A 23,185-nucleotide genomic window follows, 5' to 3' on the forward strand; every position below is an offset into this window, starting at 1 on the left:
TCGACGTGTGATCACGCCGCGACTGAAGCATGACCGGCGCGGACGCCGCGGTAACCCCGCAGTGTTCGCGCCGGGCTGATTCACCGCTGAGGTGGTATTAAAAGGGCGCCCGATTTCGCGGCGCCCCCTTTCATTTTTAAGGGTGGTTCGATGCGGTATCGATTGGGTAGGACTCAGCGTCTGAAGCGAGGTCAACGCGGCTTCACGCTGCTCGAATTGCTCGTGGTGCTCGTGATTATCGGCATGCTCGCGGCGATCGTCGGCCCGCGTTACTTCAATCAGCTCGGCAAGTCGCAGGCGACCGTCGCGCGCGCACAGATCGACGTGCTCACCAAGGCGATCGACAACTACCGCCTCGACGTCGGACGTTTCCCGACCTCGGAAGAAGGTCTGCAGGCGCTCGTGGTCAAGCCGGCCACGGCAGACAAGTGGGGCGGCCCGTATCTGAAGAAGGATGTGCCGCTCGATCCGTGGGGTCACCCCTACGTCTATCAGGTCCCCGGCACCAAGGGTGACTACGCCGTGATCTCGTATGGCCGCGATGGTCAGCCGGGTGGAACGGGCGAAGACGCAGATATCAGCAGCGAATAAGGCGACGGGAGCGCGCACACGTGTAGCGCAGCGCACGAGACGCTCGAGATCGGGCGATTCGGCGAATGCCACGGGGGTGTGTCTCGCTTCACGTTTCGTCACCCGTGCGTCGCGAATATCGACGCCATGTTTAGCCGAGCATCATGCAATACGAAGTCAGAGCGCTCTCGCCGGACAATCAGATCGTCGCCCTCGTCATCGACGCACAGGACGAGCGTGATGCGCGCGCGCAGGTCGAAGCGCGCGGCCTGCACGCGACCCGGCTCGCACCCGTGCGAAGTTTCAGGCGCGCAGCCGGCGGGCGCGGCGGTATCTCGCTCGTGTTGTTCAGCCAGGAATTGCTGGCGTTGCTGTTAGCCGGCCTGTCGATCGTCGAAGGCCTTGAAGCGCTGCTCGAACGCGAAGGCGGCGCACGGCTGCGCGTCGTGCTCGAACGATTGCTTGCCGGCCTGCGCGAAGGCAAGCGTTTCTCGAGCCTGCTCGCCGAGCAGTCTGATGTGTTTCCGCCGCTGTACGTCGGCATCGTGCGCGCGGCCGAGGGCACCAGCGATCTGCCGCGCGCCCTCTCGCGCTACGTCGATTACCAGGCGCGCATCGATACGGTCCGCAACAAGCTCGTCAGCGCGGCGATCTACCCGAGCATCCTGCTCGTCGTCGGCGGGGGCGTGTCGGCCTTCCTCATTGCTTTTGTTGTGCCGCGTTTCGCGACCATCTACGAAGGGACGGGACGTGCGCTGCCCTGGATGTCGCAGGTGCTGCTCGACTGGGGCAAGTTTGCCTCGTCGCATGGACTGCCGCTTCTCGCGGGTGCCTTGGGCGCAGGCATTGCCATTACGGCAGCCGTACGCGCGACCATCGCAAAGGTCGGACTCGTGAGTCTGCTCGGCCGCGTGCCCGTGCTTGGACCGCATTTGCGGATCTACCAGCTTTCGCGGCTCTACCTGACGCTGGGCATGCTGCTCGAAGGCGGCATTCCGATCGTCGCCGCGATGGAGACGGCCAGCGGCACCGTGTCGCCCGGGCTACGAGAAGGGCTGATGCGCGCACGCGCTGCCGTGCAATCGGGCGACGCGCTGTCGAGTGCATTCCAATCCGAAGGGCTGACCACCCCGATTTCGCTGCGCATGCTGCGCGTGGGCGAGCGCTCCGGCGAAATGGGCACGATGCTCACACAATCGGCCGCGTTTTACGACGGCGAGATCAGCCGCTGGATCGACCGCTTCACGCGCATGTTCGAGCCGCTGCTGATGTCGGCGATCGGGCTGATCGTCGGCACGATCGTCGTGCTGCTCTATATGCCGATCTTCGACCTCGCGGAAAGCCTCTCATGACGCAAAGAGAATCGATGGACGCGATCGAAGCGATTGGAACGTTTGAAGCGACCGACGCGACCGAAACAATCGAAGTCGTGACACCAACGGCGGCAATCGGCTCGGCGAGCCGGATGAGCGCGACGCAATCCCCTGGGTCGACGGGGCAAATCGGAGCGATGGGCGCAACGAGGCCGGCGAGCACCGCGGAGTCGCTTTTCGATATCGAAACGCTTTCGCGTGCCCGCGAGCAAGCCGCGGTGTCGCAGCGGTCGATCATCGTCGAGCTCGAAGCGCTGACGGGTGTCGAACCCCGGCAAGTGTTGCAATCGCTCGCACAGATGCTTGCCATGCACGTCATCGAGACGTCGGACATGCTGGCGATGAGTCCGGCATTCGACCGCGTGCCCTTGTCGAGAGCGATGCAGCGGCGGTGCGCGTTGCTGCGTGCAGACGGCGGCAAGCTTGTCGGCGTGACGACCAACCCGTTCGATCTCGATCTTCAGACGTGGCTCGGTGCACAGGCGGGTGCCGAGGTCGACGTGCGGCTCGCCTTGCCGTCTGACCTTCAGGCGTACCACACGCGCATGGAAGAGTCGGCGCGCGCGATCGACAGTCTCGTGACCGAAGGCGGCGATGCGCGGGTCGACGGTCGCACGGCACAGGTGCTCTCGTTCGAAACGGTCAGCGAGGCAGCGAGCCCCGCGGTCAAGCTCGTGAACTCGACGCTCTACGACGCGCTGAAGGCAGGCGCATCCGATATCCACCTTGAAAGCACCGCAAGTGGCCTTGCCCTGAAATATCGCGTCGACGGTGTGCTCGATTCGGCCGCGACGATTCATGGCGTTGAAACGGCCGAACAGGTGATCTCGCGTCTCAAGGTGCTCGCCGAGCTTGATATCGCTGAGCGTCGCGTGCCGCAGGACGGCAGCTTCCGCGTGGCGGCAAGCGGGCGCGACATCGATCTGCGCGTGTCGATCATGCCCAGCATTCACGGCGAAGATGCCGTGATCCGGATTCTCGACAAGCGCGCGATGATCGAGGCCTATGGTTCGCTCACGCTCGAAGCACTCGGGTACGACAGTGAATCGCTTGTCGCGCTGCGCGCGCTCGCCGAGGAGCCCTACGGCATGCTGCTCGTGACCGGGCCGACGGGCTCCGGCAAGACGACGACCTTATACGCGGCATTGACGGAGATTCATAACGGCCGCGACAAGATCATCACGATCGAAGACCCGGTCGAATACCAGCTGCCCGGCATTCTGCAGATCCCCGTCAATGAGAAGAAAGGCCTGACGTTCGCGCGCGGCCTGCGCTCGATTCTGCGGCATGACCCGGACAAGATCATGGTCGGTGAAATCCGCGATCGCGAAACGGCCGAGATTGCGGTGCAGTCGGCGCTGACAGGTCACCTTGTGTTGACGACGGTCCACGCGAACAACGTATTCGATGTGTTTGGCCGCTTCGGACATATGGGCATCGATCCGTATGCGTTTGTGTCGGCCCTCAACGGCATCTGGGCACAGCGACTGTTGCGCGTGAATTGCACGCATTGCTCCGTGCCCTATGTGCCGACCGATGCCGAACTCGCACGAGTCGGACTCACGCGCGCCGATGTCACGACGTTTAATTTCATGCAGGGGACAGGGTGTGGTGATTGCCGCGGTACCGGGTATCGAGGCCGGCGCGCGATCGCCGAGATCCTGATTCTCGATGACGAGATTCGCGACATGGTGGTCGAGAAGCAGCCCATCCGCGCGATCAAGGATGCGGCGCGCCGCAACGGCACGCGGCAACTACGCGAAGTGGCATTGGGCCTGGTCAAGCGCGGCGAGACCACGCTGACCGAAGTCAAGCGGGTGACGCTCAATGCTTAAGCGCCTCGCACGGGCTGTCTCACGGTTCCGGCCACGCGGGCATTGCGTGATCACCGTGTCACGCGAGGGCGTGTCGGCCCACCGTGTGCAGAGCGCACGCCGGCCCGGACAGGTTGTGGCTTTTCGTGCGCTGGGGCGTCCCGAGGACGCCGAGGCGGATGCGCTGGCTGCGCTGCTCGTGTCGGCGATCGACGAGGTCGACGGCCGCGGACTGCTGATGCATGTCACCGTGAGCGATGACCTCGCGCGCTATTTCATCGTGACCCCGCCGGCAAATAGCGCTCGCGTGCAGGATTTGCGTGCCGCTGCCTCGATTCGTTTTCAGACGCTGTACGGCGACTCCGACGCACGCTGGCATCTGGTTGCGGACTGGCAGGCCGCCGAGCCGTTTCTCGCGTGCGCGGTGCCGCGTCGCGTGTCGGCCGCGCTCGAACAAGCGGTCGCCGCGACGCGTGGGTGCCTGATCTCGGTGACCCCGGAGTTTGCCGGCGCATGGAACCGCGTGCGCAAGCAGCTCGGTGCGGATGCATGGATCGCAACATTGAACGGCCGCGTGCTGACGCTCGGCCTCGTGGGCGCCGCGCCCAAAGCGCGGCTTGTCAGCGTGCGCACGCTCGTGTTGCCCGAGCCCGTGCCGCCGCTCGCGTGGCTGCGCGAGCAGATCGCGCGCATGGCGCTGCTCGATAACGTGGTGCCGCCGTCGATCCTGTTTGTGCAGGGCGAACCCCTTGAAGCGTGGCAAGGAGGCGGCGCGGCATTCACGGCGTCGGGCCGCGAAGCGATGTCGGTGCGATGGATTCGCTCGGGTGTCCGCGTGAAATCACGCGACAAGCGCACGGGTTCGCGCGTCGGTTCGACCGCAGGTGCGCTTGCATCACGCTTTGCGTCGCGCATCACGTCGGGCAGGTCGACGTCATGAGACCTCTGTCGCTCGACCTCGCACCGTTCAGCCTGCGACGGGAACTCCATCGCATCCGGCCCGCGGCGAAGCTGTTTGCGCTGATCGGCGTCGTGCTGTGCGTGTTGGCGGGCATTCGCATTCACGATCGCCTTCAGCATCTCGAGGCGCTCGATCGCGAGGCATCGCGGCTGACCGCACGCGCCGAGCGCATGGCGCGCGCATCGACGTCGATCAGGACCGAGCCGATCGATGTGAAACAAGGCGCGGCCGTCAATGCTGCGGTCGGTCGGCTCAATCTTCCATGGGACGCGTTGCTCGATGCGATCGAAGCGGCGACACCGTCCCAGATCGCGCTGCTGGCGATCACGCCGGCACCGGGGCGCTCGTCGATTCGCATCGAAGCCGAATGCAGCGCGAGCAAGGACATAATCGATTATCTCGGCGCGCTCGAAGCGCAGCCCGTGCTGGCCGCCGTCAATCTGGTCAAGCACGAGGTCGTCAAGGACGGTGTGGAGAGCGTGATCCGGTTCGATATTGAAGTGCAATGGCGGGGGACGGCATCGTGAACGCCACCTTGTCGAATCTTGGCCGAGGCCTGCTGAGGATGCGCCTTGCGATTGCCCGGATGGGCATCGGAGCGTCGTTCGCCGCCGTGCTCTTGCTCGGCGCCGCCGGGCTATGGGTCGTGGTGTTGCCTGGCGTGTCGACGCGGGTCGACGACCAGGCTCACGCGGTGGCGCTTGCGCGCAAGGCGCCTTTGCCGAAGCCCGTCGTATCGGCCCCGGCGTTGGCGTCGCAACGGCTGAATGCGTTCTATGCAGGGCTTGGCGATGGCGCACACACGGAGCAAATCGTCGGTCGCTTATTCGACGCTGCTTCGGAAGCCGGTGTCGTCCTTGATCGCGCCGAATACAAGCCCGCGCACGATGTGCCAGGTCGCTTCGATACGTACACCGTGATCTTGCCGTTGAAGGGCGACTACTCGAGCCTGCGACGCTTCAGCGAAAAAGTGCTCGTCACGATGCCTTATGCGGCACTCGACGATATGCGCTTCAAGCGCAATTCCGCGGGCGACCCGATGGTCGAGGCCAACCTGCGCTTTACCGCATTTTTGCGGCCGGTGACGTGGGCGCCGATGGCGGCGGCCGCACCGGCAACCGCACCGGCGACCGCAGCCCCAGCGGCAAGCGACGCAGCAAGTGCCGCGTCGATCGCAAGTGCATCATCGGCAGCATTGCCCACTGCGTCGTCGGCCGTGGCAGCACCGGTACCCGCAGTGAGCGCTCCCATCAGAGTCGTGGAATCCGGATCGTCGTCAGTATCCGTAACGGGGACGATTACCGTTATATCGCACGGCGCGACAGATATTCCGGCGATGCCGACCGTGCCGTTACCACCGTCTATGGCACTGGCCCGAGATGCGACGCGCGAGGGACGTCCATGAAGCGCAACCACGTCATCCTTGCCCTGATGTTCGTTTCGACCGCGGCCACTCTGGTGTTCACTCGCAAGAACACATCGGACGACATTGTCGAAGCCGCGCCGCGCACGCATGCGGCCGCGCAGCCGTCGCAGTCGTCCCGTTCGAGTCATGGCGGCAGCACAGGCACCGTGGGTATCGCTGAAGTGCAAACACGCGCCACACATGACGGTGCCGACGCCGCGCATCGCAAGGTCTTCGGCGCAACCGTGGTCGGCGCGCCCCTGCCTTCGGCTGCGCCCGCCGGCTCGGATATTCCCCCGCTGCCGACCGGGCCGCTCGTGCCGGATATGCCATTCACGTACATCGGCAAGCAGTCGTCGGACGGACGGTGGGAGGTCTATCTCTCTCGCGGCGACGACACGCTGATCGTGCGAGAGCAAACGATTATCGATGGGGCGTATCGCGTTGAATCGATCGCTCCCCCGACCATGACGCTGGTGTATCTGCCAACGAAACTGGTCCAGACCATGGACATCGGCAGTGCCGACTGACGTGCCAACTGACGTGCTAACAGACACCACTGACACGCGCGATACAAGGACAGAACCGTTGCGTACGCCATTCACAACCAACCGCATCCCACGTCGCATCTCACGGCGCATCCTGCGCTATGTGTCGACACTCGCCGCGCCCGCACTGTTGGTCGGCGTGCTCGCGAGCTGCGCCCAGCCCAATGCGTATCGCGATGGCCAGCAAGCCGTCGCCAATGGCAAGGTCGACGAAGGGCTCGCGAAACTTCAGGAGGCGAGCCGTCAGGACCCGAAGGACGCGATTTATCGCTCCACGTTTATCGCCGAGCGGGAAAAAGCCCTGGTCACGTTCGACGAGCAAGGCGACCGTCTTGCCGCGACCGGCTCACGCGATGCCGCTCGAAAGATGTATGAGCGCGCGCTGGCCATCGAGCCCAACAACGAGCGCGCCATTGCCGGCATTGCGTCACTCGAGAATGCCGCACGTCTCGACGCGCTGATGAGTCGCGCCGAGGCGTTCGCCGCGCACCAGCAACCCGATGAAGCGCGTCGGGTGCTCAATACGGTGCTAACAGAGGCGCCTGCCAACCGACGCGCGCTCGCGCTCAAACGCAGGCTCGATATGGACTCGGGCCCAGCGCGTGTCGACGCCGCGCTGGCCGCCGCCTATCGCAAGCCCATTCGTATCGACTTCAGGGATGCGCCGCTCAAGCAGATCTTCGAAGTCATTTCGCATAGCTCAGGACTGAACTTCCTGTTCGACAAGGACGTCAAGACCGACACGCGGACCTCGATCTACCTGAAGAACAGCACGATCGACGCGACTGTGCGCTACGTGCTGGCGACCAATCAGCTCGCGCAGCAGGTGCTCGACGAGAACACCGTCCTGATCTATCCGGCGACACCCGCGAAGCAAAAGGACTATCAGGAGCTTGCCGTACGCACGTTCTTCCTGTCGTACACCGACGCGAAGACCATCGCCAATACGCTCAAGACCATCGTCAAATCGCACGATGTGGTGGCCGACGAAAAGCTCAACGTCGTGATCGTGCGCGACACACCCGACGCGATCAAGATGGCCGAAAAACTCGTGGCGCTCGAAGACGTGCCCGAGCCCGAAGTCATGCTCGAGGTCGAAGTGCTCGAAGTCAGCCGGACCAAGCTGCAGAACCTCGGTATCGCGTGGCCGGGCTCGATTTCGGTCACACCGCTTCCAGTCGGCACGTCGATCACCTCGCTGGCATCCGGCGCAACGAGCGGGGGCACGACCGGCAGCACGACGCTCGGCACGACATCGACCGGCTCGGGCACCTCGCCTGCGCTGACATTGTCGGACCTCGCGCATCAGACCTCCCGCACCCTTGGCCTCTCCCAGTTGCAGGCGACGGCCAACGCGAACCTGCAGGATTCGGATGCGAAGCTGCTGACTAACCCGCGCATTCGCGTGCACAACCACGAGAAAGCCAAGATCCTGATCGGTGAGCGCGTACCGAACATCACCTCGACGGCGACTTCGACGGGCTTTGTATCGCAGTCCGTGAACTACCTTGATATCGGTCTGACGTTGCAGGTCGAGCCGACCATCTTTCTCGACGACACGGTGGGCATCAAGGTCTCGCTTGAAGTCAGCAGTTTGCTGAATACGGTCGCGGGGACATCGGGCACGACGGCCTATGAAATCGGCACGCGTACCGCGAGCACGGTGCTGCAATTGAAGAACGGTGAGACGGATGTGCTTGCCGGCCTGATCGACAGCGAAGAGCGCACGTCGGGCAACAAGCTGCCGGGCCTCGGCAACTTGCCGGTGCTCGGGCGTTTGTTCGGCGCGACGACCGACGACGACAAGGATACGGAAATCGTGCTGTCGATCACGCCTCACCTCGTGCGCAACATTCAGCGTCCGGATGCCAACCTCGCGTATTTCACGTCGGGCACCGAGTCGAACATGCACAGCATGGTTCAGTCGAACGGTTTGCCGGCGGGGTCGACGCCCGGTGTTGCACCTGCTGCGGCGCCATCAAGCAATAGCGCCCATCCTGGCTCGAACGGTGCGCAGAACGGACTCAACAACGGATTCGGCTCGAATGGCGGTTTGTCGAACAACGGCCTGAACAGTGCGTTTGGCGATAACAGTTCCTACGGATCGAATGGATCGAACGGCTCAAACAGCTCGTATGGGGGCGGCACAGGGACGAGCTATGCCGGAGACTCAGCGCCCTACGTGGGCGCCGCGGCGGGGGATCCCGGCACCGCGCAGATGACCATTGAAGGTCCGCCTTCGGCGAAGATCGGCGACACCGTGTCGGTCGCGATGACCATGCAAGCGGATCAGCCTGTGTCGAGCGTGTCGTCGACCGTGACTTACGACAGCACCAAGCTGCAATTCATCGGTGCGACCGAGGGGGATTTCCTTCGACAGGGCGGAGCGCCGACGAGCTTCTCGAATCGCGTCGCACAAGGCGGTCACCTGATTCTCAGCGACACGGCCCAGGGCGGATCGGGCGCGGCATCGCAGGGCACATTTGCCGTGCTGAACTTCAAGGCCGTGGCGGCCGCATCGCAGACATCGATTCAGGTGCAGCCGGGATCGGTGATCGGCGTAACAGGAGCACCGATCACGATGACGCCGCCATCGGCATACACATTTGGCGTGGCGGGCTCGCCGTGATGGTTCGGCGCCGGCAGAGCGGATTCACGCTGATCGAGCTGCTCGTGACGCTGGCCATCCTTGGCGTGCTCGCCTCGATGACCGTGCCCGTTGCGCAGGTGATGCGACAGCGCGAACGCGAGCAGGAGCTGCGTGAGGCCCTGCACGAGATCCGTCATGCAATCGATGCGTACAAGGTCGCGAGCAAGGAGGGGCATATCCCGGTAGAAGCCGGCGCAAGCGGATATCCGCCCAAGCTAGAGGTGCTCGTCGATGGCGTGCCGGATCAAAGCGACCCCAAGGGGCACAAGCTGTACTTCCTTCGCCGCATCCCGCGCGATCCGATGAATAACGATCCGGACCTCAGTGCTGCAGAGACGTGGGGCAAGCGATGCTACGCGAGCGAGGCCGACGACCCGCAAGAGGGCGACGACGTGTACGACGTTTACACCACGTCGAAAAACGTCGGGCTCAACGGCATTCCTTATCGGAACTGGTGATGCGGATCAGAGAACGTTTGAGCCGGACGATGGACGGATTCCTGCGAAGCGGAGGCCGAAGCACGCGGATCGGCGAGCGTGCATGGCGAACGCGAGTTGTCGAGCGGATCACGGCTCCTTCGGCAGCGCGTGAGGTACTTCGGAAGGATCGACCGGGCCGCGCACGCGGATTCACGTTGATCGAACTCCTGCTCGTGCTGGCCATTGTGTCGCTGCTTCTGACGCTGGCGTTGCCGCAGTACTTCCATTCGATCGACGCTTCGAAGGAGAAGGTGCTCGCCGAGAATCTGCTCGTGACGCGCGATGCGATCGACAAGTTCTATGGTGACGTGGGGCGCTATCCCGACTCGCTCGATGAGCTCGTCGACAAGCACTACCTGCGGGCGTTGCCGGTCGACCCGATCACGGACAGCACGACAACGTGGATCATTGTCGCGCCTGAAGAACAATTCCCGGGCAAGGTCTACGACATCAAGAGCGGCGCCGAAGGCTCAACGCTCGACGGGCAGGCGTACGGGGCGCTATGACTGCGGTCAAATACGCAAGGCGATCGCGTCCGCGGCAAGGCGGCTACGCCTATCTCGCCCTGTTGATCCTGATCGCGATCATCGGCGTGGCTGCTGCTGCGACGGCTGAGCTCGGCGATGTGTATCAACGCCGGATGGCCGAGAAGGAGTTGCTCTTTGTAGGCGGTGAGTTCCAGCGCGCCCTGACAAGCTACTCGGCACAGACACCACTCGGGCAGCCGACACAACCGCGCACGCTCGATGACCTCGTGCATGACCCACGCTATCCGAATCCGGTGCATCACCTGCGAAAGGTCTACGCCGATCCGATGACAGGCAAGGCTGACTGGGTCCTCGTCAAGTCACCGGATGGGCAGACGATCGTTGGCATCCATAGTGCATCGAAGGCGCATCCGATCCAGGTCGCACAGTTCCCCGATGAGTTTCAAGGCTTCGAAGACCAGCGCAGCTACACGCAATGGATCTTTGTCGCTCGTCTCACTCAAACCCCCGGACAAAGAACTGCGATCGCGCCACTCACGATCTATCAACCGAACAACGGCAACGGCAACAGCAATGGCGCATCGAACAGCGCGCCTCAAGGCGGAGGCACCGCCTCGTCTGACAGCACGTTTGGATCCGGTAACGCAGGATCGACGGGAGGCTCGAGCGGCTTCGGTGGAAACGGGACCACGGGATATGGCGGGACCGGCGGCTCGGGCTTTGGCCAGAGCGGACCGAATTCATTGGGTGGGGGAAACGGCACGACAGGTTTCGGCGCAGCCGGTAGTTCGTCTTTCGGAGGATCCGGGGCAAACGGCTTTGGCGGAAACGGCGCTACGAACAGTAGTGATGCGCCTTGATTCGAATCTCAACGCTCGCATTTCGACCCTCGCATCTGTACGCGAAACCTATGTTTTTATCGGTTTCGTGTAGAGATAGATCGCGCGTCGGATCTGATCGGCCGTGCCTTGCAATCCGCAGCACCAAAGCAAAAAGCCCAACCGAAGTTGGGCTTTTCACATGATTCTGAATGGTGGCCTGGGGCGGAATCGAACCACCGACACGCGGATTTTCAATCCGCTGCTCTACCAACTGAGCTACCGGGCCACGCAGAAGCGAAAGTATAGCAGTGGTCTTGTCCGCGTTTCAACCCTTCTGCCAAACTTTTTTTACTCGCTCTTGTTCTTGCCCAAATCCACGCCGAGTTGCTTGAGCTTGCGATACAGGTGAGTCCGCTCGAGGCCGGTCTTTTCGGCCACGCGCGTCATGCTGCCGTTTTCGCGCGCGAGGTGGTACTCGAAGTACGCGCGCTCGAACGCATCACGTGCGTCGCGCAACGGAATATCGAACGAGATCGCGCCCGCGTTGGACGCCGGTGCAGCCGGCGTGGCAGGCACGCCGTCGATACCCGCCGGGGGCTCGATGCCACCCGGAGCACCAACCGGTGCCGCGGCTGCCGGCATGACCGGCGGCATCGCACCGCGTTCGAGTCCCTGCTCAACGGCTTTGAGCAGCTTCTGCAGCGTGATCGGCTTCTCGAGAAAGTTGAGTGCGCCGATCTTGGTCGCTTCAACGGCCGTATCGATCGTCGCGTGCCCCGACATCATGATCACGGGCATCTTCAACTGGCCTTGAGCGGCCCATTCCTTCAGCAAGGACACGCCGTCCGTGTCAGGCATCCAGATATCGAGCAATACGAGATCCGGCGTCTGCTGTTCGAAGTAGTCACGCGCAGCCTGCGCGTTCTCGGCGACGTCGACCGCATGGCCCTCGTCGCTGAGGATCTCCGACAGCAACTCGCGGATGCCCATTTCATCGTCTACCACGAGGATGGTTGCCATTTACTCTACCTTTGTATGCGCTGTTGCTTTTGTTTGCGGCGTCGCTGTGTCTTCCGCCAGCTCTAGAAACAGGATCGAAACCTGCGCACCGGCGATCGATCCATCGCCTGCCTTGGTCCGGTTGCGAATGTCGATTCGCGCACCGTGCTCATCGACAATCTTCTTGACCGTCGCAAGCCCAAGGCCCGTTCCCTTCGCCTTCGTCGTTACGTAAGGCTCGAATGCCCGGGTCAGGATCCTTGCGGGGAAGCCCGAGCCATTGTCGGAGACCGATAGCCGTACCGACTGCCGGCTATGTCCATGTGCATCGGGGTCTCCGTATTCTACTGTTCGCGTTTCGAGCAACACACGCGGCACCGCAACTTCAGCTACGGCATCCAGTGCGTTCTGCAGCAGGTTGTGGATCACCTGGCGCAATTGCGTCGCATCGCCGCGAATGATCGGCAATGGCATCAGCTCGATCTTGAGCGGACCCTTGCCATCTTCGATGCCGTACAACGTGAGCACTTCCGCAACGAGATCGTTGAGCTGCAGATTTTGCAGCACCGCAGGCGGTGTGCGCGCATATTCGCGGAAGTCATCAACCATGCGCTTCATCGCAGCGACCTGATTCACGATCGTCGTCGCACCGCGTCGCAACACCTCTGCATCTGGCGCTGCGAGCTTGTCGGTCAGCTTCATCTGCAGTCGCTCGGCCGACAACTGAATCGGTGTCAGGGGATTCTTGATCTCGTGAGCCAGCCGGCGGGCGACTTCACCCCATGCCACCGAGCGCTGTGCCGAGATCACGTCAGAGATGTCGTCGAACACAATCACGTAGCCATCCGTCGCTGCAACGTCTTCATGCTCGCCGCCGTTGACATGCGTCGTTGCGCGAAGCAGCGGTGCGCCGCGCACGAGCAAGGTCAGCGGATCGGTTTCGCCGGGCACGGGCACTTCCAGCTGCTGTTGCCAATGACCGCGACGCTCACCCATCTCCGGACCTGCGGTCGCCTGGCTGTCCGCGAACGCCTTGCGCACCATCGCGCCGAGTTCCTTGAGCACCACGATCCGGTCGAGCGGCTGATTGAGCTCGCCCTCGAACGGCTGACGGAAGATGCGTTCGGCACCGGCATTCGCCGTCGTCAAACGGAACTGTCGGTCAAAGACGAACACACCCGCGGTCAGATTGGCCAGGATGCTCTCGAGATAGGCCTTCGATTGTTCGAGTGCCGTTCGATTGCGCTCGACCGCGACTCGCGCTTCGGACAGCTGTCGCGTCATGGCGTTGAACGATTGCGTCAGGAAGCCAAGCTCGTCGTTCGAATTGATTTCGCGCTTCGGTGTGTAGTCGCCGCGTGCGATCTCCTTGGTCCCTTCAGCGAGCAGGAACAACGGCCGTGCCAGCTGATTACCCAACGCAAGTGCGAGCAGCATCGCGATGAACGTCGCGAGGAACAGCGCGAGCGTCAGCGTGCCGATGTACATCTTGCGCAACCCCGTTCGGCCCAGCGCTTTTTCCGAGTACTCGCGGTATGCACGCTGAACGGCTTCGGCGTTCTGGGCAAGCGAGGGCTGAACCGGTTGGGTCACCTGCAGGAAGCGGTCTTCCGTCCGGAGCCCTGTGGTCAGTCCGCCCGGTATTCGCACGACAACGCGTAGCTGAAGCGGCGCGCTTTTCGTGGGTGTCGCTTGTTGGGCCTGGCTTGCCGAGAGCGAGGTGTCGGTGTCGAGCTCGCCCTCGACCGCGGCATAGCCGCGGCCGCGCGCCTGCTGGAGCATCAGGTTCGACGGCATGTCCGGCATCAGTGTCGCGAAGTTCGACGACGCTTGCGCAATGACGTTGCGCTTGTCGTCGAGAATCGTCGCGTCGTGAACACCGTACTGGTCGCGCAGGCGCAGCAGCGTGAGCGTCGACTGATCGTTGTCGTTGCCGAGCTGATCGGCCATCAGATGGGCCTTGTTCTGCAAGTCGGCGAGCGCGTTGTCCAGCATGCCGCGACCCAGGTTCAGCCCGGACTCGAGCGCGGTTTCCACATTGATGTCGAACCACGACTCGATGCTTCGCGACACGAATTGCAGCGAGACCAGGTAGATGATGCCGCCCGGCAGCACGCCGACAAGCGCAAAGAAGATCGCCAGCTTCGCAAGCAATCGCGTGCCGAAGCGACCCTGGCGCAGCCGCGCATAGATGATCCAGACAAGGCCGCCGATGATCAGCAGGAACACAATGGCGATCGCGACATTCGCCGCATACAGCCACGAGTAATAGCGATCGAAGAAGTCCGTGTTCGCGCTCGCGAGCGCAAGCAGCACCAGCAACAGCAGCGCCGTGACGGCGACCGTCGACAGCAGCAGGCGGGTCAGGAAGCTCTTGAGGCTCGCGTTACTGTTTGCCATGGTCGCTCACAGTAAAGGAGAAGCGCTTCCAGTCCGAAGCAAGATTCCAGTCGCGGTTGTTGACCGCGTCGATCTGGAACGGCTTGGGCATCAGCGCAACGTCGAGTTGCATGCGTACGGATGCCTGATAAATGGTGTCGTTCGACACTTCGTTGCGATCGATGACGTGCCACGACGTCACGTGCTGGACCACGGCCAAGGCATCCTTGAGACTCGGGAATGCGAGCTGAAGCCCGCTTCCGGTCGATACCCGGTATTCACGTGTCAGTGGCTGGAACGAGAGGCGAATGCTTTGCTGGGTCCGCACGGTCTCTTCGTCGAACCAGTACCAGCGCCCGCGCGTGAGCACGAACTCGGTTGTGAAATAGAGCGGGATACCTTTGTTGACCGCGTCTTCGAGGCTGCTATTGAGGTCGAACGAGAAGCGCGCGTCGAGACTCCATCCCGTGGCGCCGTCGGCCTCGAGCGATGCGCGCTCGACGGCAATCGTATCGGCCCGCGCGACATTGGCCATCCACATCGCGAGCACGATGCAGCACAGCCCAAGCCAACGCAGCGGGGAAAGACGTAAGCGAATCACCGTTTCTGAAAGCGCGCGTAGAAGAATCCGTCGTGATTGAACCCCGAACCAGACATCGCGTGACTGGCCGGACCGACTCCGGTGATCGAGGGAAGCAACTGGCCCGGCGCGCCCAATCGTACCGCATCTGGCTGAGCCGATTCAAACCAACGGGCTTGCGCCTCGCCTTCATCGGGGAAGATCGAGCACGTCACATAGAGCAACTCGCCGCCTGGCGCGAGCGTTTTCCAGAGCGCGGGCAGGATCCTGCGCTGTTCGGCCGCCAGCGCTGCGATGTCGGATTCGCGGCGCAACCAGCGAATGTCCGGGTGACGCCGCACGATGCCCGAGGCCGAACAGGGTACATCAGCGAGGATCCGGTCGAACGGGCGCCCGTCCCACCATGTGTCGGGGTCGGCGGCGTCGCCGATCTTCACCGTTGCTTCGAGTTTGAGGCGTTGCAGGTTTTCGCCGATGCGCGGCGCGCGGTCGGCGCTCGACTCGACGGCGACCAGGTCGAGCGTCGCATGTTCGAGAAGGTGACCGGTCTTGCCGCCGGGCGCCGCGCAGGCGTCGAGCACACGCATGCCGTCCTTCGCATCGAGGAGCAGTGCCGCGCGCTGTGCCCCGCTGTCCTGGACGGAGACGTCGCCGTCGAAGAAGCCCGGCAGACGGTCGACGGGCACGGCCCGATCGAGCACGATCGCATCGGGCGCGTCGGCACCTGCGAGGCTCGCGGCGATACCCGCCTCATCGAGGCGCACCTTGTAGGCGGCCGCGGTGGTCTTGCGACGATTGACGCGCAAGGTGAGCGGTGCACGGTTGTTGCCCGCTTCGAGGATCGCCTGCCATTGATCGGGCCACGCGGCTCGAACCCGGTCGATCCACCACTGCGGGTAGTTCCACTGAGCGGATTCGGCCTTGCGGACCTTCACTAACAGCGCGTCGCGCTCGCGGAGGAAACGGCGCAGTACCGCGTTGACGAGTCCCTTGGCAAAAGCGATCTCGCGGCGCGCTGCGACGGCGTTGACGGCCTGATCGACGATCGTGAACTCGGTGTAGGCGTGGGCGACAGCCGGCTCGACCTGCGCCGATCCATCCGCGCTGTGTTCATGACCGTCGAGCATCAGGGCGAGCGAGCAGGTCAAAATGCCGTGCACGTGCTCCGGCGGAGCCTTCTGCATCATCGTCGCGATCAGCGCATCGGCCGTCGCCAGCACGCGCATGGAGCGATACGCGATGTCCTGGATCGCCCCGCGGGCGGGCGCGACCTTATCCGAACGGGTGATTTCAACGATGGCGGCCGGCAACGACGTGCCCGTGCGCACGGCGTTGACCGCTTGAGCGGCCGCATCGAGTGCGAAGCCGAGCGAGTCAGGGGCGAGATGTAGGGCAGAGAGGCGCTTGCGCAAATTCGACAACCGGTAGAGCTCGCGGACAGGCCATCAACCCGGATTCAGGGTGGCCACGCGCGGCAATATGCAAAAAGCCGGCGCCCCGGATGGGCCGCCGGCAGGTTGGGTATTGTAGCGTGCGCGGTTGAAGCCAGAGGTCCTTGCCGGCGACGGCGTGGCGCACGGCTTATCAGGCAACGCACATAGCGTCGAATCCTCTGCCCATGGCCGGAAGATTTCACCTTGAGCTCGCGTCAAGCCGCGATGTCGACGGCCTGCGCGTAGGGCTCTGAGGTCGTCGCGGTCCGCGGGCGCCATTGCCGTCAGGTCATTTCCATCTGCCGCGAGATACGTTCCTCCGTGCTCGCGTGACAAGCGGCCCGATCGATGGCCTTTCAGTAGGGCTCAGAGGTCGTAGCGGCCGGTTCGCGCCATTTCCATCAGCCGCGAGATACGTTCTTCCGTGCTCGGGTGCGTCGAGAAGAGATTGGCCACGCCGCCGCCGGACAACGGATTCATGATCATCATCTGCGCCGTCGCCGGGTGCTCCTCGGCCGTCGGGAACGGAGTTCCGGTCGCATAGCGGTGAATCTTGTCGAGCGCCGAGGCGAGTGCCTGCGGATCGCCCGAAATCTCTGCGCCGCCGCGGTCCGCTTCGAATTCCCGCGCACGCGAGATCGCCATCTGGATCAGGCCAGCCGCGACAGGCGCCAGGATCATCACTGCGATCCCGGCGATCGGATTGGCCGCGCGACCTTCCGAATCGCGTCCGCCGAACAGGAAGGCCAGGTTCGCAAGGGCCGAAATGGCACCGGCCATCGTCGCGGAGACCGTCGAAATCAGGATGTCGCGGTGCTTCACGTGAGCGAGTTCGTGCGCCATGACGCCGCGCATTTCGCGTTCGGACAGCGCCCGCAGGATCCCCGTTGTTGCGGCGACCGCCGCGTGTTCCGGGTTACGGCCCGTCGCAAATGCGTTCGGTGCGGCTTCATCGATCAGGTAGACCCGCGGCATCGGCAGATTCGCACGCGTCGCGAGTTCGCGGATCATCCGGTAGAACTGCGGCGCACTGGTTTCGTCGACTTCGCGCGCGTTGTACATCCGCAGCACCATCTGATCGGAAAACCAGTACGAAAAGAAATTCATCGCGAGGGCGAGGAACAGCGCGATCGCCATGCCTCGGTGGCCGCCAATCACGCCACCGATCACGATGAAGAGTGCAGTGATCGCCGCCATGAGCATGGCGGTCTTGACCCAGTTGAACATTCGGTTTGCCTCGCGGGAACGCCGTGTTGTAAGGAAATTGTTAGATTGGGGTGGCGAGAAGAAATTCAAGACCGCGGCCTCTGCCCGCGCACGGATGTCGCGCGACACTGGGGCCGGAGCCGGGAGCTGCGGCCAGAGCCAGAGCCAGAGCCAGAGCCAGAGCCAGAGCCAGAGCCAGAGCCAGAGCCAGAGCCAGAGCCAGAGCCAGAGCCAGAGCCAGAGCCGGGCCCCAGAGCGAGAGTCCGGCCCGGGGCCGGGACCTCGCTGGGCCTTTGCTACTGCTACGGCCAAGGCCGCCCCGCAGTCATTCCATCAGCGGTGCAGCGAAGCGAGTCGCACGCCGAGCCCGATAAACGCGGTGCCGACGACGCGGTCGATCCACTGGCGCACCACGGGCCGGCCGCGCATTCTCTCGGTCACCGATCCGGCGATCCACGCCACGCCGCAATTCCAGACGGTGCTCATCACGACAAACACGGCCCCGAGCACGAGGAAAGCGAGCGTCTTGTGCGCGCTGCCCGTGCTGACGAACTGGGGAAAGAACGAAACGAAGAACAGGATGACCTTCGGATTGAGCACGTTCGTCCAGAAACCGGAGACCAGCACCGATCGCAAGGACTTCGGGGGCTTGACCGCAGCACCACCCGATGTCGACGCCAGGACGTCGCCGACGCGGCGGCCCTGTGCGTCTGCCGCAGCGTCGTCGGCGCCGCCCGTCACGGTTGCTGCCGTGGCACCCATCGGCCCATCTGCAGCCTCGCTCGTTGCACGAGCCGTCGCTTCCTCGATCGCCGCGTCGGACTTACGGGCGAACAACATTCGCGCACCCAGATAAATCAGATAGATCGCGCCTGCGAACTTGATGACGGTGAACGCAGCGGCGGACGCGGCAAGGATGGCCGTCAGCCCGAATGCCACAGCGAGCGAATGCACGATGCAGCCCATCGATATCCCGAGCGCCGAGACGATGCCGGCCTTGCGACCCTGGCTCACGCTACGTCCGACGATAAAGGCTGTATCCGGGCCCGGCGTGACGTTCAGCAGCAGGACGGCGATAACGAAAAAGGGGAACGATGAGATGCCCAGCATGGTGCGACTCCGCACGTGGCATCGCAGACCATCCGCGATGCCAGACGTGTCTATTGTAGAGCGCACCCGCTGCGAATCGCGATATGGCCGAATGGGCGGTTGGTGGAGTGTTGCGCGCCGCTGCGAGTCATCGCCTCGCATTTGATCGGCGCGGCGGTCATCGACAGGTGTCCGAAGCGGCCGCCGGGTGCCGGAAGCGGCGTTGAAGCCTCGGGCACGGCGTCGTAGCATTCAACACCGCGCGTGGATGTTGATGTTGAAGTGAGTGAACGCTTTCGTCAGGATTCGCTGCTGGACAGCGTCTGTCCCGCGCGCAGCTCGACACCCGCGAGGAATTCACGTGCCGGCAGCCGCTTGCCGCCAGGCTTCTGGAGCTCAGTCACGCGAATCGCACCATCGCCGCACGCGACGACCACACCCTGCGCGCCGGCCGACACGATCGTGCCCGGCGCGACGGCGAATTCGTCGGTCGGCGCATCCGTCGTCTGCGCGGACCACAGCTTGAGCGGCGTTCCGTTCCACTGGGCGACAGCGCCGGGAAACGGGTCGAACGCGCGAATCTGGCGCGCGAGCACGTCGGCCGATTGCGACCAGTCGAGCGCGGCCTCTTCCTTCGCGATTTTCTGCGCGTACGTTGCGCCTTCGGCCGGTTGAGGCGTTGCATCGAGCTTGCCGCTTCGCTCGAGTTCGACAAGTGCTTCGACGATCAGCTTCGCGCCGAGCGCCGCGAGCGTGTCGTGCATCGTCGTGTAGGTATCGGTCGCACCGATCGGCACGGCCGATTCGCTGATCATCGGACCGGTATCGAGACCGGCGTCCATCTTCATGATCGTGATGCCGGTTCGCGCGTCGCCGGCCTGGATGGCGCGGTGGATCGGCGCGGCGCCGCGCCAGCGCGGCAACAGCGAACCGTGAATATTCAGGCAGCCATGCGGCGGAATGTCGAGGACTTCCTGCGGCAGCAGCAGGCCGTAGGCGGCCACGACCATGACGTCGTGCGGCGTCGCGTTGAGTTGATCGAGCGCGGCGGCTGCCTCAGCAGGATATTTGCCTTCCCGGCGCAACGACGGCGGCTGCGCCACCGCGATGCCGTGCTCGAGCGCCGTACGCTTGACGGCGCTCGCTGCGAGCTTCATGCCGCGGCCGGCCGGACGATCGGGTTGCGTGAGCACGAGCGGCACCGGGAAACCTGCCGCAACGATGGCTTCGAGCGCGGTCGCCGCGAATTCGGGCGTTCCGGCAAAGATGACCCGCAGCGAATGGGTCATCAGGCTGCGGCAGTCTGCTTGCGAAGCTTGGTCTTGATGCGCGTCTGCTTGAGCGGCGACAGGTATTCGACGAACACGCGGCCCATCAGGTGATCCATTTCATGCTGGATGCAGACCGCGAGCAGGCCTTCCGCGTCGATCTCAAACGTTTCGCCCTTTTCGTTGAGGGCACGCACCTTCACGTGATCGGGGCGCTCAACCTTGTCGTAAATGCCAGGCACCGACAGGCAGCCTTCTTCGCACAGTTGCTTTTCGTCGCTCGACCAGATGACTTCAGGGTTGATGAACACCTTGAGCTGGTCTTTCGACTCGGAGATGTCGATGACGATCACGCGCTCGTGCACGTCGACCTGTGTCGCGGCGAGGCCGATGCCCGGTGCGTCGTACATCGTTTCGGCCATGTCGCTGACGAGCCTGCGGATGCGGTCATCCACTTGAGCGACAGGCTTGGCGACCTTGTGCAGACGCTTGTCCGGGTACTGAAGAATGTTGAGCAATGCCATATCGAAATCCGTGCGAAATGCGTGGTCCGCTGCGCCGTGCTCGGAAAAACCGCCCGGGTTGCCGCGCGACTGGCCATTCGGCTGAGTGTCGCGCCCAATCGGCGCCCAGCAGAATATGAGGACGGAATTCCCCGGATTCAATGCAAATGACCACGCGATCCCGGCAGGTTCAACGATTTACCGGGGGATCGGTGGCGGGTGCCAACAGCGAGATTGGTGAATAGCTGAAGTCTAGCACAGGGCCGACAGGCCCATCGGGCGGGCGTTTTGGGGCGATGGTGCGCTTTTTTGCATTGAAGTTCGGGCCAGACACAGGGAGCGAGGCATGTCGTTGCAGCCGAAGGACCCGCCGGTGGCGGCGGGGAAGACGGAGAGCGAAGGGCCGGAGCAAGCGGGGGCCGCGGTGTTGCCCGTCGGCTGTGAGACCAGGGGAGATAGCGGCCAGGTGAGTGAGCCGTTGCCCGGTCCGAGGATGGAGCAGGAGAATCAGCAAGGAGTCGGGGCGGTCGAGGCAAAAGCGCGAGCGAGCGATCCCATGCGCGCCCAGCCACTCGCGCCGGACGAGCTAAGCGCGTGGCTGCGCCTCGTCGGAACGCCGCAGCTCGGCCCGATCCGAATCCGGCGTTTGCTCGAGCGATTCGGGCTTCCGGTCGATGTGCTGCGTGCAAAGCCGTCGCAGCTCGAGCGTGTTCTCGGTCAGACGCTCGCCGAAGAAGTGCTGGCGCCGTCCACGACGGCGTTCAGGCGTGAGGTCGAGCACGTTGCCCGTTGGCTCGAGGTGCCGCACCACCATCTTCTGGTGCTCGGAGACCCTGCGTATCCACCGGCGTTGCTCGAGTCGCCCGATCCGCCGCCGATGCTCTATGTGAGCGGGCGGCTGGAGCTGCTCCATCCTGGTGGCGAAGGGCAACCCGGGGTCGCCGTCGTAGGGAGTCGCAGCGCGACCCATGCAGGCAGGACGCAGGCCCAGCGTTTTGCGACCGCACTCGGCGATGCGGGGGTGCGCGTCGTGTCGGGGCTGGCGATGGGCATCGACGCGGTCGCACACTCGAGCGCGCTCGACACGGCGGGCGGCACGGTCGCCGTCGTCGGGACGGGTGTGGATCGTGTCTATCCCCTGGAGAACCGCGAACTCGGCGAACGTATTGCGGTTGAAGGTGCGGTCGTGTCCGAGTGGCCACTCGGTACGCCGCCGCGTCCGGCGCATTTCCCGCGGCGAAACCGCGTGATCGCTGCGTTGTCGGCTGGCGTGCTCGTCGTCGAAGCGACGCCGCATTCCGGGTCGCTCATCACCGCCCAGCTGGCCATCGACTATGGGCGCGACGTCTATGCGATTCCGGGATCCATCGAGGCGCCGTGCAAGCGTGGATGCAATCGCCTGATCCGCGAAGGCGCGATGCTGGTCGAGTCGCCGAACGATCTGCTTGCGCTGTTGGGGCTTATCTGTCCGGAAGCTGAGGCGCGGTCCGTGCGTCAGCGGCACGCTTCAACGCTGGCGTCTGCCCCTGCAGCACAGGTCGCCGACTCGCAAACTCCCGCGCCGGGGCTGAGTGCGACGGCTGCCAACGGTTCGGTGCTCGGACAGGTTCCGGACCCGCAGGCCCTTGGCGTGCTCGCCGCGCTGGGACACGACCCGGCGCCGCTCGATGTCCTCGTTGCTCGGACCGGCCTGAGCGGAGCGCAAGTCCAGGCCGCGGTACTGGCGCTCGAACTCAATGGACAGGTCGAATGGCTGGCAGGAGGGCAGGTCGCGAGAATTGTGTCCTGATTACATACGCACGAATCGGCGCAAGGCATGACGCACGGGCATACGCAACGGCACTCGCTGGAGCACATGCACGGGCACATCCAACGGCACACGCAAGGCGAGGCACAAGGGCAAACGCACGCAAGATTCCCCGGCTACCGCCGATAACCCTGATACCGGAGGGGGGCACGCCGCACTGCGCGTCGTGCTACATTGCCTCGATACGGCCACTGGCACGCCTGCACGGCGGTGCACTGCACTGCATCAACGTCGAGTCGCACCCGCTTTCGCACTCGCGCATGCGCAGATCGTCAGCGCGACACTCGCGCGCGGACGACATGCACCGACAGATGTCGACACGCGACGCGCTTGATACGCGTCTGCACAGCGTTCGCATGAGGTGACAGACTGGCCGGCGGTGAATCAGGATTCTCGAACGTATGGCCATTCTCGATTTCGATACCGACGCGCATACCATTGCGTCGCGTTTGTCCGACCCGGCGACACTGCTCGTCGCTTGCCTCTGCGCCGAATGGTGCGGGACGTGTCGCGAGTACCGAGTGATGTTCGAGACGCTGGCGCAAGCGCACCCCGAAGCCTGCTTCGTCTGGATCGATGTCGAGACGCATGCCGAGATCGTCGACGACTTCGATGTCGAAAACTTCCCGACGATCCTCATCGAAGATGGCGCCAGCACGCGTTTCTTCGGAACGGTGCTGCCGCAGCCGCGCATCGTCGAGCGGATGCTCGAGGAATTCGCGAGAGAGGAAGGCTCACCCGGCGGCCTGAAGCTGCGCACGACACTCGCTGCGGCCTGACGCGTCACGCTTTTTCGCTATCTCTATTAGAAA

General features: G+C 63.7%; 21 protein-coding genes and 1 tRNA gene. 13 read left to right on the forward strand and 9 right to left on the reverse strand.

The window, feature by feature from the left end; all coding sequences use genetic code 11:
- Positions 1–150 precede the first annotated feature (150 nt).
- The 11 genes from gspG to ACMFWR_RS01775 all read left to right on the forward strand — a co-directional run bounded on the left by gspG (position 151) and on the right by ACMFWR_RS01775 (position 11,148).
- Positions 151–591, forward strand: a complete 441-nt coding sequence (gene gspG, locus ACMFWR_RS01725) for a type II secretion system major pseudopilin GspG (RefSeq protein WP_413193336.1) — start codon at positions 151–153, stop codon at positions 589–591.
- Positions 592–734: 143 nt separating this feature from the next.
- Positions 735–1,922 carry a type II secretion system F family protein gene (locus tag ACMFWR_RS01730; RefSeq protein WP_413193337.1) on the forward strand — a complete coding sequence of 396 codons (1,188 nt, stop codon included), beginning with the start codon at positions 735–737 and terminating at the stop codon, positions 1,920–1,922.
- Positions 1,923–2,080: 158 nt separating this feature from the next.
- Positions 2,081–3,778: a GspE/PulE family protein gene (locus ACMFWR_RS01735; protein ID WP_413194730.1), complete on the forward strand. Its 1,698-nt coding sequence runs from the start codon at positions 2,081–2,083 to the stop codon at positions 3,776–3,778.
- Between the two features lie 115 nt (positions 3,779–3,893).
- Positions 3,894–4,697 (forward strand): hypothetical protein, encoded by an 804-nt coding sequence (locus ACMFWR_RS01740; RefSeq protein WP_413193338.1) that lies wholly within the window; start codon positions 3,894–3,896, stop codon positions 4,695–4,697.
- On the forward strand, positions 4,694–5,245 hold the full coding sequence (locus ACMFWR_RS01745; protein ID WP_413193339.1) for a PilN domain-containing protein: 552 nt from the start codon (positions 4,694–4,696) through the stop codon (positions 5,243–5,245). Before ACMFWR_RS01740 ends, ACMFWR_RS01745 begins: the two co-directional genes overlap by 4 nt.
- On the forward strand, positions 5,242–6,123 hold the full coding sequence (locus tag ACMFWR_RS01750; protein WP_413193340.1) for a hypothetical protein: 882 nt from the start codon (positions 5,242–5,244) through the stop codon (positions 6,121–6,123). Before ACMFWR_RS01745 ends, ACMFWR_RS01750 begins: the two co-directional genes overlap by 4 nt.
- The gene (locus ACMFWR_RS01755) at positions 6,120–6,653 is read left to right on the forward strand and encodes a hypothetical protein (RefSeq protein ID WP_413193341.1); all 534 of its coding nucleotides are present in this window, start codon (positions 6,120–6,122) and stop codon (positions 6,651–6,653) included. Before ACMFWR_RS01750 ends, ACMFWR_RS01755 begins: the two co-directional genes overlap by 4 nt.
- A gap of 58 nt (positions 6,654–6,711) precedes the next feature.
- Positions 6,712–9,300 (forward strand): cohesin domain-containing protein, encoded by a 2,589-nt coding sequence (locus ACMFWR_RS01760; protein ID WP_413193342.1) that lies wholly within the window; start codon positions 6,712–6,714, stop codon positions 9,298–9,300.
- Positions 9,300–9,779: a type II secretion system protein gene (locus ACMFWR_RS01765; protein WP_413194731.1), complete on the forward strand. Its 480-nt coding sequence runs from the start codon at positions 9,300–9,302 to the stop codon at positions 9,777–9,779. Before ACMFWR_RS01760 ends, ACMFWR_RS01765 begins: the two co-directional genes overlap by 1 nt.
- Before the next feature lie 107 nt (positions 9,780–9,886).
- Positions 9,887–10,306, forward strand: coding sequence for a type II secretion system protein (locus tag ACMFWR_RS01770; protein WP_413194732.1), 420 nt, complete (start codon positions 9,887–9,889; stop codon positions 10,304–10,306).
- On the forward strand, positions 10,303–11,148 hold the full coding sequence (locus ACMFWR_RS01775; RefSeq protein WP_413193343.1) for a hypothetical protein: 846 nt from the start codon (positions 10,303–10,305) through the stop codon (positions 11,146–11,148). The genes ACMFWR_RS01770 and ACMFWR_RS01775 overlap by 4 nt, the downstream gene beginning before the upstream one ends.
- Positions 11,149–11,319: 171 nt before the next feature.
- Here ACMFWR_RS01775 and ACMFWR_RS01780 read toward each other — a convergent pair.
- From ACMFWR_RS01780 to def, 9 genes are all read right to left on the reverse strand, one after another.
- Positions 11,320–11,395, reverse strand: a tRNA-Phe gene (locus ACMFWR_RS01780).
- A gap of 62 nt (positions 11,396–11,457) precedes the next feature.
- Entirely contained in the window at positions 11,458–12,129 is a 672-nt protein-coding gene (locus ACMFWR_RS01785) for a response regulator (RefSeq protein WP_413193344.1), read from the reverse strand.
- Positions 12,130–14,508 (reverse strand): ATP-binding protein, encoded by a 2,379-nt coding sequence (locus ACMFWR_RS01790; RefSeq protein ID WP_413193345.1) that lies wholly within the window; start codon positions 14,506–14,508, stop codon positions 12,130–12,132.
- On the reverse strand, positions 14,495–15,028 hold the full coding sequence (locus tag ACMFWR_RS01795; protein ID WP_413194733.1) for a DUF4390 domain-containing protein: 534 nt from the start codon (positions 15,026–15,028) through the stop codon (positions 14,495–14,497). The genes ACMFWR_RS01790 and ACMFWR_RS01795 overlap by 14 nt, the downstream gene beginning before the upstream one ends.
- Positions 15,029–15,084: 56 nt before the next feature.
- Positions 15,085–16,488, reverse strand: coding sequence for a 16S rRNA (cytosine(967)-C(5))-methyltransferase RsmB (gene rsmB, locus ACMFWR_RS01800; protein WP_413193346.1), 1,404 nt, complete (start codon positions 16,486–16,488; stop codon positions 15,085–15,087).
- A 378-nt stretch (positions 16,489–16,866) separates the two neighbouring features.
- Positions 16,867–17,727: a zinc metalloprotease HtpX gene (gene htpX, locus ACMFWR_RS01805; protein ID WP_413194734.1), complete on the reverse strand. Its 861-nt coding sequence runs from the start codon at positions 17,725–17,727 to the stop codon at positions 16,867–16,869.
- A 312-nt stretch (positions 17,728–18,039) separates the two neighbouring features.
- Entirely contained in the window at positions 18,040–18,816 is a 777-nt protein-coding gene (locus tag ACMFWR_RS01810; RefSeq protein ID WP_413193347.1) for a LysE family translocator, read from the reverse strand.
- 278 nt (positions 18,817–19,094) lie between these two features.
- On the reverse strand, positions 19,095–20,084 hold the full coding sequence (gene fmt, locus ACMFWR_RS01815) for a methionyl-tRNA formyltransferase (RefSeq protein ID WP_413193348.1): 990 nt from the start codon (positions 20,082–20,084) through the stop codon (positions 19,095–19,097).
- Positions 20,084–20,587, reverse strand: a complete 504-nt coding sequence (gene def, locus ACMFWR_RS01820) for a peptide deformylase (protein WP_413193349.1) — start codon at positions 20,585–20,587, stop codon at positions 20,084–20,086. The genes fmt and def overlap by 1 nt, the downstream gene beginning before the upstream one ends.
- A 325-nt stretch (positions 20,588–20,912) precedes the next feature.
- Between def and dprA the strand changes: the two genes are divergently transcribed.
- Together dprA and ACMFWR_RS01830 are read left to right on the forward strand one after the other, a co-directional pair.
- A complete protein-coding gene (gene dprA / locus ACMFWR_RS01825; RefSeq protein WP_413193350.1) occupies positions 20,913–22,355 on the forward strand; it encodes a DNA-processing protein DprA in 1,443 nt (480 codons plus the stop codon).
- A 419-nt stretch (positions 22,356–22,774) separates the two neighbouring features.
- Positions 22,775–23,152: a thioredoxin family protein gene (locus ACMFWR_RS01830; RefSeq protein WP_413193351.1), complete on the forward strand. Its 378-nt coding sequence runs from the start codon at positions 22,775–22,777 to the stop codon at positions 23,150–23,152.
- Positions 23,153–23,185 lie beyond the last annotated feature (33 nt).

This window comes from Pararobbsia alpina (genome assembly GCF_965118125.1).
Classification (GTDB): Bacteria; Pseudomonadota; Gammaproteobacteria; order Burkholderiales; family Burkholderiaceae; genus Pararobbsia; species Pararobbsia alpina_A.